The sequence below is a fragment of the Vibrio kasasachensis genome (assembly GCF_050337565.1).
In the GTDB taxonomy this organism is placed as follows: Bacteria; Pseudomonadota; Gammaproteobacteria; order Enterobacterales; family Vibrionaceae; genus Vibrio; species Vibrio kasasachensis.
Genome location: NZ_JAKJTB010000028.1, coordinates 1 through 16,308, shown reverse-complemented (window position 1 = coordinate 16,308; position 16,308 = coordinate 1). Strand labels below are relative to the sequence as shown.

The window sequence follows — 16,308 nt, the reverse complement described above, 5'->3', positions numbered from 1 at the left end:
AAAGTAAATGGACCAGTTCCAACATATAGATGTACAAGCTGCTCATCACTTAATGGAAAATTCCGAAGCACATATGGTGGACATTCGTGATCCACAAGCATTTGCTGTATCTCACGCAGCGCAAGCATTCCATCTAACCAACGAAACAATGGTTCAATTTCTGCAGGAAGCTGAGTTCGAGCAACCAGTATTAGTTATGTGCTATCACGGGATCAGCAGCCAAGGTGCGGCGCAGTATTTGGTTAACCAAGGCTTTGAGCAGGTGTATAATGTTGATGGTGGTTTCGAAGCTTGGCACCGTGCAAGCTTACCTGTTGAATCAAACTAGGTAGAATTATGATCAAACTGATTACCTTGAATCAGCCGAGAGTAGCTCAGGCATTTATCGACTATATGGCGTCACGCCAAGTTGAAATAAAAATGATGCCCGAAGGGCAAGGTCAGTTTGCACTATGGTTATTGGATGCCCAGCATCAAATCGAAACTGAAGCTGAGCTGACAATGTTTCTTGCCAATCCAAGCGAATCTAAGTACCAAGCGGCATCTTGGGATATGGTCGAAACGCGACAAAACCAATTTCATTACAACTCACCAAGCATGATGTCGATGCTAAAGGCAAAAGCTGGACCATTTAGCTTGTTGATCATGGCGGCCTGTATCGTCATTTTTGCTATGCAGCAATTTGGTGCTGGTCAGCCAGTATTCAATACCCTTCACTTTCCTGCATTTACAGGGCAAGAGTGGCAGATTTGGCGTTGGTTTAGTCATGCCTTATTGCATTTCTCTATCATGCATATCGCGTTTAACCTACTTTGGTGGTGGCAACTCGGTGGAGATATTGAACTCCGGCTGGGTAGTGGCAAGTTGGCACAAATTTTTGCAGTGTCAGCAGTCGCTTCTGGCTTTGGTCAATATTGGGTGGAGGGGGCTAACTTTGGTGGCTTATCTGGTGTGGTTTATGCCTTAGTAGGCTACATATGGATGCTGGGATATCGCGCGCCGAGTAAAGGTCTGAGTATGCCTAAACCCATCCTCGGCTTTATGTTGGTCTGGTTGTTACTTGGTTTTGTGCAACCATTTATGGCCATCGCCAATACGGCTCACTTGGTTGGATTACTCTCTGGAGTTGTCATTGGCTTGTGGGACACTCGAAAATAAAAAAGGCGGCATGCGCCGCTTTTTTTTGTCGCGATCAATTTTCTTTCTTCTATTGATATAGGTATTTGGTAAAGAGTAGGTCTGCAATAACAGTCTTACCTGTTTCAGGTAGCAAAATAGCGTTTAACTCTTCAACTAAGCTTTTACGCAAATCTTCACGTCCTGCTAGAGACTTTACGGTTTCTTCTGTTTGCTTTCCTAGCATCTCGATCACGGCATCTCTAATAAGAGGCTGGTGCATTTCAATCAAGGACAAGTCGGCTTGATTGGCAACCATAATATCGATACGCACTTGGACATAGCCAAGTTTATTACCTTTGGTATAGAAGTTAGTGGTCAAGTCTGGCTCAAGGGTGAAGTAAGCGAGTTGGGGTACGCCAGCATCATCATTAGCCATGGCTGGCATGGTAATAATCAGAGCTAGAGATGCAAATATTTGGGCTAGGTAACGTTTAAACATATTTCTAACTTCTCTTTCTTCTGATCACGATACTCGAATCGCCGGAGTCTTGTTACAATAGAGCATCTATTTGTAAGGGATAATGGTTAATTGCTTTTTTAGCGGTTAACCAATGAATTGTAGCTTTATTGTACGCGATAGAGCGACTGATTGAATACTAGTATGAATCAAATGATTGCGCTTTATTTATCTGCACTGCGCCAAGTTAAATGGCAACAGCCTGAAAATTTTAGCTTTCCTTCTGAAATCGCGAGGGATTGGCTGCAAGAACAGGGGTCTTTGTCACGTTTATTAGAAACTTATTGCCAACAATTGAATGTGGATCTATTTCATAATGACATTGTTTCCTCACAGCAACTCGATCAGCAAGAGTTGGCGTTGCTGACTGAAGAACAATGCTTGTTACGTAAAGTTGTACTTAAAGGTGATGGTATGCCTTGGGTGTTAGGTCGAACTCTCATACCGCAGTCTTCGTTGACCGATCAGCCGCATGATCTTGCGCGTCAGGGGGAAATACCCCTCGGTATAACCATATTTAGTTCAAATAACGTTAAGCGAGATGCGCTGCAAGTTGGCTGGGCAGAAACGCCAAGTGGGTTGTGTCTAGTCCGTCGTTCTCGACTGTGGATGAACGATAAGCCTATGCTAGTGGCTGAACTATTTTTACCTAATGCACCGATCTACTCTAAGGAAAGTAAATGACTACCGCAAAAGTGCGCGCCTATTGGCAATTGATGCGAATGAATAAGCCAATTGGTACTCTTTTGTTACTTTGGCCAACTTTGTGGGCATTGATTATTGCTGCGCAGGGAATTCCGAGCTTTGAAGTATTGTTGGTGTTCATTCTTGGTGTTGTCCTGATGCGGGCTGCGGGTTGTGTTATCAACGATTTTGCTGATAGAAAAGTGGACGGGTATGTAAAACGTACCCAGCATCGACCTTTACCGTCAGGTTTAATTAGCAGTAGAGAAGCGGTCATATTGTTCATTGCATTGGCAGTATCGTCGTTTTTGTTGGTGATGACGATGAACCCTCTCACTATCAAATTGTCATTTGTGGGGATTTTTCTCGCGTTCATTTATCCATTCATGAAGCGTTATACTCATTTGCCACAACTTTTCTTAGGCTTAGCTTTTAGCTGGGCAATACCAATGGCTTGGGCTGCACAAGCCAATGAATTACCGCCAATGGTATGGTTTGTATTTGCCATAAATGTGTTGTGGACCATTGCCTACGACACGCAATATGCCATGGTCGATCGCGATGACGACTTAAAAATTGGGGTCAAATCAACCGCGATATTATTTGGTCGTTTCGACAAGATGATCATCGGAGGTTTGCAACTTGTCACCTTGCTGATGCTCATGGGCTTAGGGATGTGGTATGCACTCGGAGCGAGTTTTTATTGGAGTATACTGATCGTGGCGGCTTTGTTTGTTTTTCAGCAGCATTTGATCCGCCATCGAGATCGTGAGCTCTGCTTCCAAGCTTTTCTCAACAATAATTATGTAGGGATGGTAGTCACAATCGGGTTACTCATAGCATTTTGGTAAATGGAAGACAAAAGAAAAGGGCATCAATTGATGCCCTTTGTTGTATCTAGTCGACACTATTCAGCCGTTGAGTCACTGCTATTACAGTGCTCAGTTGCCTGACACACACTTTCACGAATAGTTAAGCGAACTTCAGGATAGAGCAGCGAGTAAAGTAACTCTGCAAGTGTACTGGTTTTGTTAAGGTCACAGTTTCCTTCTACATCCAAATAGGCTTGTTCTTTCAAGGTGGTAAACATTGATGAGAATACGCCTTTGTCGAAGTATTCCGGTGCGTTTATACCGTGCAAACGTCCGAGACGTTGAGCGATGTCTTGGCTCTTCATTTCTATGTCTGATTTACCAAGTTCAGGGTTAGCAACCAATAGGTTCAAAGCAATAGCATAACGCTGTAGTGTTTCTGAAATAGTACGACCGAGCAATACCAATACTTGCGTGTTGCTCTGTTTTAGTTCGACCATTTCATCGAAGACACTGATCAAACCTTGGTTTGCCAATTCAGTCACATACGCTTCAACTACGTCGTCAAGTTTAGACTCTTCAATACTTAAGAACAGCTCTTGCTTGAGGAATGGATAAATCTGCGCCACATTCAATTTGATTTGTGCCATGGTCAGCGTTTGACGGCGAACTAGCATTTGTGCAATCAGTGCGGGAATCGCAAATAGGTGGATGATGTTGTTGCGGTAGTACGTCATCAGAATCGACTGATTGCGATCAAGCGATACAATCTCACCCATACTATCGGCTTCGATAACAAACTTATCTAAAGACTCTGCGTGTTTTACTAACGCTTCTGCACCTTCACTTGGCATGGTGTAGGTTGAAGAGTAAGGCACGTTTTTAAGTAATGATAGATAGCATTCGATCTGTTCGACTAAGCTATCACGTGAGAGGGCTCGTTGTCGCGATGCTAAAAGCGCCGTAGCACAAAGTGTCAGTGCGTTTGCAGCGGCGGCATCATTGATGTTGGTCATCATTTTTGTAGCCAAGCTATTTACCACGGGGGTTAACCACTGTGGTTTTGAGCCTCCCATCGGGTCAATGTCTTTGGTCCACTCTGGAGCATGTTCATTTAAGTATTGATTGACAGGAATAGGCTCACCAAAGTTTACATAACCTTGTCCAAAGTTGCGTAATTTACGGATAGTACGCAGTACTAAGCTGGCATTTTCTTTCTCTTTATTCTTACCACGTAGTTCATTGGCGTAAGTGCCTACTTCCATTACGTGCTCATAACCAATGTAAACAGGTACTAACGTGACGGGTCTGTTGAGCCCGCGCAGCATTGCTTGTACTGTCATTGCCAGCATACCCGTTTTGGCTTGTAGTAGACGACCGGTACGAGAGCGGCCCCCTTCACTGAAATACTCAACCGAATACCCTTTAGCAAAGAGCTCAGCCAAGTACTCACGAAAAATAGTGGAATAAAGCTTGTTACCTTTAAAGCTGCGGCGAATGAAGAACGCGCCACCTCTACGGAAAATTGGACCGGCTGGGAAGAAGTTGAGATTAATCCCTGCGGCAATATGTGGCGGAACCATACCTTCATGATAAAGCACGTATGAAAGTAATAAGTAGTCCATATGGCTGCGATGACATGGCACGTAGACAATCTCATGACCATCTTGTGCTAAACGACGAACTGTTGCGGCATTGTTGATGTTTAAGCCTTGGTAAATGCGGTTCCAAAGCCAACCAAGAATACGGTCACCATTTTTGACTAATGAATAAGAGAAATCAGCTGCAATTTCATCCATCATGTTATGGGCTTCTTTGCGTGCTTTCTCTAGTGAGATACCTTTAGCATTCGCCTCATCTTCAATCGCTTTTTCAATCGCTTTCGATTTCATTAGTCGACTAAATAGCGCCTGACGGCTAGGGAGGTTAGGTCCTGAAGCAGCCAATTTTTGGCGTGAAAAGTGAATACGAGCAACACGAGCAAGTTTATGAGCGATCGATGAGTCTGTACCGTGTGAGTTTGCCATGTAACGTAGCGATACCACTGGGCTGATCCGCACTAAGCAGTCACGACCTGCGAGTAGTACCGCTTTAGCTTTTTGCGGACCATTGAGTGACTGTAGGTAATTAGTGTGCTTACTCTCTTTACCTGGTTTTCGACCCCATAGAACGGTAACAGGGATAACTTGAACATCAAGTTCACTATCTTCTTTATGTAGCGCTAGCAGTTCTGAAAATAGAGCGATAGACTCTGTAGGCACATCACTATCATTGCCCATAACTGTTTGGCGAAAAGAAGTAAAAACATAACGGCTAAAATTTTGACCGTTAATTTCAAGAGGCTGTAAAGGATCCGGTAGCCCCAGCGACATTACCTGCTTTTGTACGCTAAGCAAGTCAACTGCTGAACGGTAAGGTAGTGCATAAATGATGGGCTTGTTAATATCAATGCTATGATCTTCAATCGGATTTGAAGGTATAGCCGTTCCCTTTACTAGTACCGACAGGGGTAATTTTAAAAGGGAGCGTGATAGAGAACGTCCAGAAGACATAAAGGTTCTTTGCCTCAAATAGATGATAAGCACATTTCCAGTTCTTTTAGTTTAGAACTCGAAATGTGCCCAAGCGATTTTTTTAGGCAGCAAGGATACCAGAAACTGGTCGAACCTTTTAATTATTATTGAGCGTAAAAGCAGCAGTCTCGGTGATGGTTTGCCAAGATTGTGTCATTTTTTGAGAGATTAATGTGAAACCCAAATCTACCCATAGTTTAAAACGAGTCTTTAGCGCTACGCGTTATTCATGGCAAGGGCTGAACGCTGCGTTCAAACACGAAGCCGCTTTTCGTGAAGAGATCATTTTGGCCGCTATTATGCTTCCAATTGCTTTCTGGTTAGATGTGACCCAAGTAGAAAGGATCCTATTGGTTGCCAGCGTAATATTAGTACTGGTGGTTGAACTGATTAACAGCGCAATAGAAGCTATAGTTGATCGAATTGGACCTGAGCTGCATGAGTTATCCGGACGGGCGAAAGATATAGGTTCTGCGGCGGTGATGTTGACTATGCTATTAACTGGTTATACATGGCTAGAGATTGTGTTTCTCTAGCCTTCTAAAATAACATCAATTTGCTTTTCATTTGTTCAATTACTGGATATACTCACAGTTAACTGTATAAAAAGACAGGTGACTTATGAAGCCGTTAACGCCCCGCCAGCAACAAGTTTTTGACTTAATCAAAAGTAGAATTGATGAGTTCGGCATGCCGCCAACGCGTGCAGAAATAGCCAAAGAACTCGGTTTTCGCTCTGCGAATGCTGCTGAAGAGCATCTTAAGGCGCTTGCCCGTAAGCAAGCCATCGAGATAATTCCTGGTGCATCGCGCGGGATCCGCATTCTGCTAACTGAAGCAGCGAATGATGACCAAGGATTGCCATTAATCGGTCAAGTTGCTGCTGGTGAGCCAATTTTGGCTCAAGAGCATGTTGAATCACATTACAAAGTTGATCCAAGCATGTTTAAGCCTCAAGCCGATTTTTTACTGCGAGTTAACGGAGAGTCGATGAAAGATATCGGTATTATGGATGGTGATCTCCTTGCTGTGCATAAAACTCAAGATGTGCGTGATGGTCAAGTTATAGTGGCTCGTGTCGATGATGATGTCACGGTTAAGCGCTTAGAGCGTAAAGGCTCTACAGTATTACTGCATGCAGAAAATAAAGAGTTTGAACCAATCAAAGTCGATCTTACTAGCCAGCATCTTGCTATCGAAGGCATTGCGGTAGGTATTATTCGTAATACAGATTGGATGTAACCATTTACTGTCATTTTATTGAGATTAGTTATCACTAACTTGTATTTGTAAGTGATATTCATTATCATCTTCTATCTTGCTAAGGAAGGAAGATGATAATGACAGCCCCCCAACGTCCCCCTAAAACTCGTTATCAGATACCGACAAATCTTCTACAGCCGTTATGGTTCCGTAGCAGGGAAAGTCTTGCTGATGACGGTTTGGTGTATGATCCTATTGCCGCGACGGCGTGTCACCGCTGCCTGTTGGCACCTGAGTGTTTTTCCGGTGATATCGATCAGAAACAGTTACTTCATGCCACGCTTACTCAGCTTTGTGATGATCAAGTGAATGCTTTTCTTAAGCAAAATCCTGATGGTTGGATCATTAATGTTGGTGCTGGGTTAGATACGCGTTTCTATCGGTTAGATAATGGTTTATGCCGCTGGATCGAACTGGATGTGACCGAAAACTTGCTGTGGCGACAAAAGCTATTTCATAATAGCGAACGCTACCATCACCATTGCGGTAGCGTGACACATCTTTCTTGGCTCGATGAGTTAAATATCCCGGAAAAGGCACCCGTTATGCTGGTTTGTGAGCATGCATTGTTGGATATCAATGAAACTCAAGTGGCAAGCTTTGTTCAATCTCTGGGGCTACATTTTGATGATGCACGTGCGTGTTTGGTGTTAGCGGGCGATCTTAGCCAAACAAAAATAGGGCAAAAGATGGGCTCTGGTCAGTACGCTCATGGCTATGAATCGACGAAAGACGCTCTAATACAATACTTGCCTTGGTTGCGTAGAGTTCGAACCTTTTCCCCTATTGATAAACAATGCCGCAGATGGAAGTGGTGGCAACGGTTGCTGACCAAGTTTTCTGCTGTAAAACATAGACTCACGCCAGTGGTCGTTTTATTGCGTTGGTGATCAAGACGAAATGACAAAGCCACTCAAAATGAGCAGCTTTGTCATTTAAGCTAAACAAGGTTTCACGCCAGATCAGAACAGTCGGTTCAAACCATTCAGTGCAGCAACACGATATGCCTCTGCCATAGTAGGGTAGTTAAAGGTGGTTTTGACAAAATACTCAATGGTATTCGCTTCTCCTTTTTGCTCCATAATGGCTTGCCCAATGTGAATGATCTCTGCAGCGCGTTCGCCAAAACAATGAATGCCGAGAATTTCTTTGGTTTCACGATGAAAGAGAATTTTTAAGCTGCCAATATCTTTACCTGCGATCTGAGCGCGGGCTAAATGTTTGAACGATGAACGTCCAACTTCGTAAGGGATCTTTGCAGCTGTCAATTCTTGTTCGGTTTTACCGACGGAGCTGATTTCCGGAATGGTATATATACCGGTTGGGATATCATCAATAAGATAGTTATCCGCTTTCCCTTTAGTGATTGCTTGTGCGACAAATCGACCTTGATCGTAAGCTGCACTGGCTAGGCTTGGATAGCCGATAACATCCCCGACCGCAAAAATGTGCTCAGCTTCGGTTTGGTAGTTGCTGTTCACTTTTAATTGACCTCGAGAATCTGCAGCCAAACCAACAGCACTCAAGTTGAGTTTGTCTGTATTACCGGTACGTCCGTTAGCATAGAGAATGCAATCAGCCTTCATCTTTTTACCAGATTCCAAATGGACGATAACGCCATCTTCGGTGCCTTCTACCTGCTCAAATGTTTCGTCGTTACGAATCACAACGCCACTGTTCCAAAAATGGTAAGAGAGTGCATCCGAGACTTCATTGTCTAAAAAGCTTAATAGACGGTCACGAGTATTAATCAGATCGGTTTTAACCCCGAGACCTCGGAAGATGGAGGCGTATTCACAGCCGATTACTCCTGCGCCGTAAATGATGATATGACGAGGATCGTGTTTTAAACTGAGGATGGAATCGCTGTCATAAACACGCTCGTGGTCAAAATCGACATTGTCAGGGCGATAAGGGCGAGAGCCTGTTGCAATAACAAATTTATCTGCGGTGTAGATTTCATCGCTGCCATCATTTTGCATTACCGCCACGGTATTGCCGTCAATAAATCGAGCAGATCCGAAGAGTAGCGTGCATTCGTTGCGATCGTAGAAGCCTTGACGTAAGCGTGTTTGTTTATCGATAACAGATTTAGCGTGGCTGAGAATATTAGAGAAGGTGGAGTGTAAGCTAGTGTTGTTTTTGCAAAAGAGAGGGTTGCTATTAAATTCAATAATGCGGCTTACGGCATGGCGTAATGCTTTAGATGGAATCGTACCCCAGTGAGTACAACCACCACCAACGCTGCTTTCTTTTTCAATAATCGCGACGTTGAGACCGGCTTTTGTCAGCCCCATAGCCGCCCCTTCACCGCCGGGACCACTCCCTATTACAATGACATCAAAATGATTGCTTACAGCCATAACTCTTTCCTTGTTATACTATTTTAACATTGCCTTAGCGTGATTTTAACGAATTATAACTTTGGGTAAATGATTCTCACGCTAGAGAGTCGATGTGATCACGTGCGGGAGATGAAATTTGCGTTGTTAACTCCGTTTGAGATCTCTAATTTGAGGCGAAATGATTGTAATCATTATTTAACTGGGGTTAATTTCTTCCTTATAAGGAAAGGCTTAAGTCATAAGGAGAATCATTGTATATTAAGGACTCCCTTGTCAGAAAAGTAGAACTTAGAAAATGAAAACCATGGGAATTCGCGCACAGCAAAAAGAGAAAACGCGTCGTTCACTTGTCGATGCATCATTTAGCCAGTTGAGTGCAGATCGAAGCTTTTCTAATTTAAGTCTTCGAGAAGTCGCGCGTGAAGCGGGGATTGCACCTACCTCATTTTATCGTCACTTTAAAGATATGGATGAGCTAGGATTAACCATGGTAGATGAAGGTGGCTTGTTGCTGCGTCAATTGATGCGCCAAGCTCGACAACGGATTGTTAAAGAAGGTAGTGTTATTCGTACTTCTGTGGAAACCTTTATGGAATTCATCGAGAGTAGCCCTAACGTTTTTCGATTACTATTACGTGAACGTTCAGGAACCTCTTTTGCTTTTCGTACCGCGGTGGCTCGTGAAATACAACATTTTGCGGCAGAACTCACAGAGTTCTTGATCACGACAGGAATGAGTCGTGATGAAGCCTACATCCAAGCAGAAGCGTCAGTCACATTAGTATTTAGCTCAGGCGCAGAAGCTTTAGATCTCGATCGACGTGAGCGTGAAATTTTAGCTGAACGTCTGATCATGCAGTTGCGAATGATAGCCAAAGGGGCTTATTGGTATCGCAAAGAACGTGAACGTAACCGACTAAAAGGCGGGATAGATTAATGTCTAATGAAAATAATCCAATTAATCGTGGCTCGGAAAGGAAAACACTGGTTCTAGCTCTAATTGCTGGTATGTGTGGAGACGCATTGCTTTCATGGCTAACGATGAGTGAAGTAAGCTTTTCAATTTTTCCAATCATAGCACTCGTATTGGCAGCTCAAACGCTATACAAAGAATACCTAAGTAACCCTGTATCAGAAGATATTCCGCTTATTGGTTTAGCATGTTTCTTTGTCGGAGCATTTGGTCATTCAGCGTTTATTAAAGCGCAACACCCAGAATCGGGTTCAAATTTCTTTGCCATTATGGTAGCAATGTTATTGATGCTTTGGATTGGTAAAAAGCTCGGTTATATGTCGAAATCGAAAGAAGACGCAGCCGCAGAATAATTGAACAAGAGTAATAAAAAAAACGAGCCAAATGGCTCGTTTTTTTATATCAATTCAAATGGACAACTATTTACGCTCTAGCATCACACCCGCTTCCATATGGTGGGTATACGGGAACTGATCGAACAGTGCGAATCGTGTCACCTTATGTGTTTCGCATAATACATCTAGGTTTTCTTGTAGTGTTTCAGGGTTACACGAAATGTATAGGATGCGTTCGTAGCTTTGCACCATTTTACAAGTATCAATATCCATACCTGAGCGAGGTGGATCGACAAAGATGGTGTTGCAGTTATAGCTGTTTAAGTCGACACCTGCATCTTTCAAACGGCGGAACTCACGCTGACCTTCGATCGCTTGGGTAAACTCTTCCGCAGATAAGCGAACAATTTGCACATTTTCAATCTTGTTCGCGGCAATATTGTACTGCGCTGATTCTACAGAAGGCTTTGCCAATTCGGTTGCGAGTACACGATTGAAGTTCTGTGCAAGAGCCAGTGAGAAGTTACCGTTACCACAGTAAAGCTCGAGTAAATCACCTTGGCTTTCTTGAGTGCAATCGACAGCCCATTCAAGCATCTTCGTAGCGACTTTAGCATTAGGCTGGGTAAAGCTATTTTCAACTTGTTGGTAGATGTATGGCTTACCATCTACATCCAGCTTTTCTATCACGTAATCGCGGTCAAGCACGACCTTCATCTTACGCGCACGACCAATTAAGTTAAGGTTGAAACCTTCATCGTTCAGACGTTGTTTTAATGCTTTCGCTTCATCAATCCAAGCATCATCCAACTGGCGGTGGTAAAGCAGAGAAACCAAGATCTCACCACTTAATGTTGATAAGAAGTCGACTTGGAAAAGCTTACGACGTAGCGAGTCGTTGTCTTTCATCGCGTCAATAAGTAGTGGCATCAAGTCATTGATGAGCCGGCTTGCTGCTGGGAATTGATCAACGCGGTACTTTTCGCGAGTTTCTTGGTCGAACATGATGTAGTACATGTCTTCACCTTCGTGCCAAACGCGAAACTCTGCACGCATACGGTAGTGCTGCTCTGGAGATTCGAACACTTCCAACTCTGGCACATTGTATTGAGTAAACATCTCATTAAGACGTTCAACCTTTTCTGCCAACTGCTGTTGATAGTGCTGTGGATTTACATCAAGAGTCGCCATAGTAATAACCTTTGTATGGTGCATTTTATTTAAGAGCGCAGATTTTATTCGATATCAGCTATATGTCCAGTTTTGAACGAAAATGCGTAAAAGATAACTTCTCAGAAGTAAGAAGGTAATCGAATCATTGGATAGTAAATAATAGAGGCATCAGATATTTGCTGGACAAATAACCAATTGCTTAATACCATCGTCGCGTAGCTGGTGCTATCTAGAAGTATAGATGGCTGAATAGGGAATCTGGTGAAAATCCAGAACTGACGCGCAGCGGTAATAGAGAACGAAAGCTCAAATGACACTGCATCTAGATTGATGTGGGAAGTCGAGCGATTAGATTAAGATGTAAAGCTCTAAAGTCCGAATACCTGCCAGCAACTGAGCCCACACTGGAAGCGATTGCTCCACGCTCAGTAGATTTTACGCGATTTAGGACGATAAAATGAACCGATCAATTTTAGCTGTGACAGTCGCGTCACTGCTTTCTTACGCCCCTTATTCCCAAGCCCAGCAAGCCGCTGACGAGACAATGGTTGTTTTGGCTCGTAGTGAAAACGTTAACACCGTAGCTGATGTTCCTTCAAATGTAACCATCATTACTCGTGATGAGATAGAGAGTAGCGGCGCTAAATCATTAGAATCTCTATTACGTGGTCGAGCTGGTATTCAAATTTCAGATTCAAATAGTGGTTCTGCATTTTCACTTCGTGGTTTTAGTGGTGAACAGGCATCAAGCAATACGCTTGTACTGCTTGATGGACGCCGCCTAAACTCACAAGATATCGTTGCACCAAATCTTAACTTTGTACAATTGGATGACATTGAAAGTATTGAAGTTTTGTCGGGTAGTGCAGGTGTGCTCTATGGTGATCAAGCCGTTGGTGGTGTAATTAATATTGTTACTCGTTCGTCCAAAGAGAATCGTGTGGGTGTAAGTGCTTCCTACGGCAGCTTCAATTCAAAGGTGATTAATGCATCTGCATCAGGCTCTATCGATGATGAACTAAGTTACCGTTTTTCAGCAACTCAAAATAATTCAGACAATTATCGTGATCATAATGCCAGTGAAAATGGGTCAATACTTGCGAGAGTAAATTATGAAAATGATACCCAAAAATTGTTTGTGGAGATTGCGTATTATGACAGTGATAGAGAGTATGCTGGTAGTTTAACTGAAGAACAGTTTAAGGATGATCCAACGCAGTCGTCATCGAATGAATATAATCATGCAATTACACGTGTGGTTAGGTTTGGTTACAATCAGGATATTTCTCAGGCTTGGGTCTTAAAGAATGAGATTATATTCGATGACACTGACGAAAGTGGTTTCGCTAGTGGGGGCAAGAAAAAGGCAGATGGGGGACAAATATTTTATGCAGGGCAAGTCGAAGGTGGCTTCGCAAGTTCCCATGGTTTGACGAATATTATATTGGGTTTAGATGTTGCTAAGAAGCATTATGATTATCTTGGGAAATGGACTGATAGAGATATAGAACAAAATTCTTGGAGTGTATATGGTCGTTACACTCATCCTTTGACTGACGCTTTGTCAGTTAATCTTGGCGGTCGTTATGCTACTGTTGAAGATGATATAACAGACGCTGCCCAGTTCCCTGATGGTCAGGCTATTGATGAAAATGCTACAGCCTACGAGGTCGCATTAAATTATGTCGTCAACGATAGCATGCGTCTTTATGTTCGTACTGAGAGTAATTTTCGTTTTGCCAAAGTATCAGAGCAGTCTTTTACTTTGCCTGGGGTGATTGGGCTTAAGCCACAAAAAGGTATTTCAAATGAGCTCGGCTGGAATCTCTACAACGAAAACTATTCAATAAATCTGAATTTATTTAATTTGGAACTTGAAGATGAGATTGTGTATGCCACAGATCCTGCTTCAGGAAGTGGCGCAAATATGAATGCTGATGCTTCAACTCGGAATGGAGCGGGGTTATCGGGAAGTTTTTATGTCACAGAACAATTTCAAGTATCAGCCGAATATAATTATATAGATGCGGAATTCACCGAAGGTGAAAACAAAGGAAATGATGTTGCATGGGTGGCAAATCATACTGGTAAGGTAGGGTTTAATTATGCGATAGCAGATAATATCAATCTGTATTCTGATGCTGTATATACGGGCGAGCGATATCAAGATGGTGATAACTCGAACAATTTAGATAAGTTAGATTCTTATTGGCTGGTGAATCTAGCTTTGAACTATCGTGTATCGGACTTAAATATTTCTCTTAGAGCAGATAATTTACTTAACGAAAAATATGCTAGTTATGTATTTTATAGGGGCTATTACTCGGGTAATGAACAGGCATATTATTTAAGCGCAGCCTATGAATTTTAAGATGTACCTAAACCGCCAGTAGGCGGTTTTTTAATCTATGAATTATACCTTTAGTTGCAAATGGTTTTAAACTAATGAATTTCTAGAGTGTTCAGCGGCGCTAGTATGACGAGCATCTGTTAGCTGGATTATTTAAAGAGATTGACCCATGGTGAGCGCTTTTCTCACCAAAGATACCAAGCCAAAATATTGCGAAAAGCAAATCACAGGGTATGATTTGCCCCATATTCATTGCAGGAAAAGTTAAGTGTCTCAGCAACCCAAGGTTTTGATCTTCGATTCTGGTGTCGGTGGGCTCTCTGTCTATAAAGAGATAGAAGCTCGATTGCCACAACTTGATTACTACTATCTGTTTGACAATGCAGCATACCCTTATGGCGAGCTTGAACGTCAAACTTTGATCGAACGGGTTAATCAGCTTGTTTCCCTAATGGTTGAAAAACACAAAATTGATTTAGTTGTTATTGCTTGTAATACCGCAAGCACAATCGTATTGCCTTCACTACGTTCTCGACTTATGACACCTGTCGTCGGTGTCGTTCCGGCAATTAAGCCCGCTTCCAATCTTGCTAATAAAGCGGTAGGACTCATCGCAACCCCAGCTACGGTTAAAAGAGAGTACACGCAAGAATTGATCAAAGACTTTTCACAAAACAAGCCTGTTGAATTACTAGGGGTGACACGTCTGGTTGATATAGCAGAAGAAAAATTGCGCGGACATCCGGTTAGCCTCAAGGAAATGAGTCAATTACTGGCGCCAATTGCGAATAAAATTGATGTCGCTGTACTTGGTTGCACTCACTTCCCTCTTATAAAAGAAGAGATACAAACTGTGCTTGGTGAGAAAGTGCTGCTGGTGGATTCGGGTGAGGCAATTGCCCGTCGCGTGCAGGAGCTGCTAGGTATTAATAAGAATAGTAATATAGAAGGAAAGAAAGATATCTATTCCAGCGCAACTCCTTGGCAAGAAGATGCGCTGAATATAGCATTAGCTAAGCTAGGGTTTAATCCAGTTCGTCCCTTTCATCTAGGGCCTTAGGTTCATTTGCGATGCGTACTTTGAGCGTACGCTGCATATAATCCTGCTCATTTAAGGCTGCAATGGCAGTTTCTGCGTCAGATGCAGCCATTACCACGAAACCAAACCCTCGTCTTTTACCTGTGCGCTTGTCTTTCATTAAACGAACAGCAAACACTTCACCATGCTTAGCAAACAACTCCTTCACGTGAGACTCGTTCGCTTTGTAAGGTAAATTACCTACATATAGCGTTTTAGTCGCAGGATCATTGAATGGTATTGTATCAACTGTTGCGCTAGAAAATTTCAAAACAAAAGCGGAAGCAACAACACCAACAATAAAGCTGATGGCTGGAGAGATATCTACCTGGGAAAAGACAATACCACCAAGTACGGCTAGGGCAATTATCATTACTATCGATTTATTTGAACTCATAATCAGAATACTACTTCTAGGTCAGAGAAAATTGAACGTCTACATATTAACAATATAGACACATGGATCTTACGTATATGGCTGGCATTTTTCCAATATATTGATGTGACATGACTCAAATGTTGATATTTTATACTACTTTTAATGATTTGCTGCCTTTTTAGGCAAACGGAATCTTTTTTAGGAAAAAACACTTGTCATGTTTTCAAACCTCCTTATAATCCCGCCTCACTGACACGGAGCGAGACGCAAGTCACCATCCGTTGAAAGTAGAGAGAAAAGAAAGTTTTAAAAAACTCTTGACTCTTAAACTGGGAAGCGTAAGATTCGCACCCCTAGCAACGAAGCACTGAGTGCAAAGTTAGCTAGAAAGCTCTTTAACAATATAAACCTATCAATCTGTGTGGGCACTCGTTGATGATAATCCAATAAGTTATTCTGTTCCTTTTTATAAAGAGCGGCAATAACTGTTTCTTCGGAAACACATTGGGTTCAATGAACTGAGTGACCAATACGAATAGCTACTTTCTCTTGTAGAAAGGAATTATTTGGCACAGTCAATTCATTATCATTCTGTTGGAATGATAATAGCTTTAGAATTACATGTTTATCTTCGGATAAATATTAGTTTTGAAGTCAGTATTCATTGAGCCGAAAAAACTTTAAATTGAAGAGTTTGATCATGGCTC

Annotated in this window: 16 protein-coding genes and 1 riboswitch; of the genes, 11 read left to right on the top strand and 5 right to left on the bottom strand. The window is 42.5% G+C overall.

Features of this window, described 5'->3' with window-relative positions:
* Positions 1–7 precede the first annotated feature (7 nt).
* Both glpE and glpG read left to right on the top strand, forming a co-directional pair.
* Positions 8–328, top strand: coding sequence for a thiosulfate sulfurtransferase GlpE (glpE, locus tag L4C38_RS19605; protein WP_428799234.1), 321 nt, complete (start codon positions 8–10; stop codon positions 326–328).
* Positions 329–336: 8 nt separating this feature from the next.
* A complete protein-coding gene (glpG, locus tag L4C38_RS19600) occupies positions 337–1,158 on the top strand; it encodes a rhomboid family intramembrane serine protease GlpG (RefSeq protein WP_428799233.1) in 822 nt (273 codons plus the stop codon).
* Positions 1,159–1,207: 49 nt separating this feature from the next.
* On the opposite strand, the gene L4C38_RS19595 is transcribed toward glpG, so the two are convergent.
* Positions 1,208–1,618 carry a flagellar basal body-associated protein FliL gene (locus tag L4C38_RS19595; protein ID WP_428799232.1) on the bottom strand — a complete coding sequence of 137 codons (411 nt, stop codon included), beginning with the start codon at positions 1,616–1,618 and terminating at the stop codon, positions 1,208–1,210.
* 162 nt (positions 1,619–1,780) lie between these two features.
* Here L4C38_RS19595 and L4C38_RS19590 point away from each other — a divergent pair, with 162 nt between their 5' ends.
* Positions 1,781–2,320: a chorismate lyase gene (locus L4C38_RS19590; RefSeq protein WP_428799231.1), complete on the top strand. Its 540-nt coding sequence runs from the start codon at positions 1,781–1,783 to the stop codon at positions 2,318–2,320.
* Positions 2,317–3,171 carry a 4-hydroxybenzoate octaprenyltransferase gene (ubiA, locus tag L4C38_RS19585; RefSeq protein WP_428799230.1) on the top strand — a complete coding sequence of 285 codons (855 nt, stop codon included), beginning with the start codon at positions 2,317–2,319 and terminating at the stop codon, positions 3,169–3,171. Before L4C38_RS19590 ends, ubiA begins: the two co-directional genes overlap by 4 nt.
* A gap of 56 nt (positions 3,172–3,227) precedes the next feature.
* Here the strand turns inward: ubiA and plsB are convergent, their stop codons facing one another.
* Positions 3,228–5,684, bottom strand: coding sequence for a glycerol-3-phosphate 1-O-acyltransferase PlsB (gene plsB / locus L4C38_RS19580; protein WP_428799229.1), 2,457 nt, complete (start codon positions 5,682–5,684; stop codon positions 3,228–3,230).
* Between the two features lie 194 nt (positions 5,685–5,878).
* Between plsB and L4C38_RS19575 the strand changes: the two genes are divergently transcribed.
* The 3 genes from L4C38_RS19575 to L4C38_RS19565 all read left to right on the top strand — a co-directional run bounded on the left by L4C38_RS19575 (position 5,879) and on the right by L4C38_RS19565 (position 7,858).
* Entirely contained in the window at positions 5,879–6,241 is a 363-nt protein-coding gene (locus tag L4C38_RS19575; protein ID WP_428799228.1) for a diacylglycerol kinase, read from the top strand.
* A gap of 85 nt (positions 6,242–6,326) precedes the next feature.
* Entirely contained in the window at positions 6,327–6,947 is a 621-nt protein-coding gene (lexA, locus tag L4C38_RS19570) for a transcriptional repressor LexA (protein ID WP_428799227.1), read from the top strand.
* 98 nt (positions 6,948–7,045) lie between these two features.
* Positions 7,046–7,858, top strand: a complete 813-nt coding sequence (locus L4C38_RS19565; protein WP_428799226.1) for a class I SAM-dependent methyltransferase — start codon at positions 7,046–7,048, stop codon at positions 7,856–7,858.
* Between the two features lie 72 nt (positions 7,859–7,930).
* Here L4C38_RS19565 and sthA read toward each other — a convergent pair whose 3' ends face one another.
* Positions 7,931–9,331, bottom strand: a complete 1,401-nt coding sequence (gene sthA, locus L4C38_RS19560; RefSeq protein WP_428799225.1) for a Si-specific NAD(P)(+) transhydrogenase — start codon at positions 9,329–9,331, stop codon at positions 7,931–7,933.
* Between the two features lie 277 nt (positions 9,332–9,608).
* On the opposite strand from sthA, the gene fabR reads away from it, so the two are divergent.
* Both fabR and L4C38_RS19550 read left to right on the top strand, forming a co-directional pair.
* On the top strand, positions 9,609–10,250 hold the full coding sequence (gene fabR / locus L4C38_RS19555) for an HTH-type transcriptional repressor FabR (protein WP_428799224.1): 642 nt from the start codon (positions 9,609–9,611) through the stop codon (positions 10,248–10,250).
* The gene (locus L4C38_RS19550; protein WP_428799223.1) at positions 10,250–10,639 is read left to right on the top strand and encodes a YijD family membrane protein; all 390 of its coding nucleotides are present in this window, start codon (positions 10,250–10,252) and stop codon (positions 10,637–10,639) included. The genes fabR and L4C38_RS19550 overlap by 1 nt, the downstream gene beginning before the upstream one ends.
* A 66-nt stretch (positions 10,640–10,705) precedes the next feature.
* Here the strand turns inward: L4C38_RS19550 and trmA are convergent, their stop codons facing one another.
* Positions 10,706–11,812 carry a tRNA (uridine(54)-C5)-methyltransferase TrmA gene (gene trmA / locus L4C38_RS19545; RefSeq protein WP_428799222.1) on the bottom strand — a complete coding sequence of 369 codons (1,107 nt, stop codon included), beginning with the start codon at positions 11,810–11,812 and terminating at the stop codon, positions 10,706–10,708.
* A gap of 185 nt (positions 11,813–11,997) precedes the next feature.
* Positions 11,998–12,199, top strand: a riboswitch (cobalamin riboswitch).
* Between the two features lie 52 nt (positions 12,200–12,251).
* On the opposite strand from trmA, the gene L4C38_RS19540 reads away from it, so the two are divergent.
* Positions 12,252–14,165 (top strand): TonB-dependent receptor, encoded by a 1,914-nt coding sequence (locus L4C38_RS19540; RefSeq protein WP_428799221.1) that lies wholly within the window; start codon positions 12,252–12,254, stop codon positions 14,163–14,165.
* 247 nt (positions 14,166–14,412) lie between these two features.
* Positions 14,413–15,204, top strand: a complete 792-nt coding sequence (murI, locus tag L4C38_RS19535) for a glutamate racemase (RefSeq protein WP_428799220.1) — start codon at positions 14,413–14,415, stop codon at positions 15,202–15,204.
* Here the strand turns inward: murI and L4C38_RS19530 are convergent.
* Positions 15,170–15,619 carry an RNA recognition motif domain-containing protein gene (locus tag L4C38_RS19530; protein WP_428799219.1) on the bottom strand — a complete coding sequence of 150 codons (450 nt, stop codon included), beginning with the start codon at positions 15,617–15,619 and terminating at the stop codon, positions 15,170–15,172. The two genes, murI and L4C38_RS19530, sit on opposite strands and share 35 nt — an antisense overlap.
* Positions 15,620–16,308: the final 689 nt, after the last annotated feature.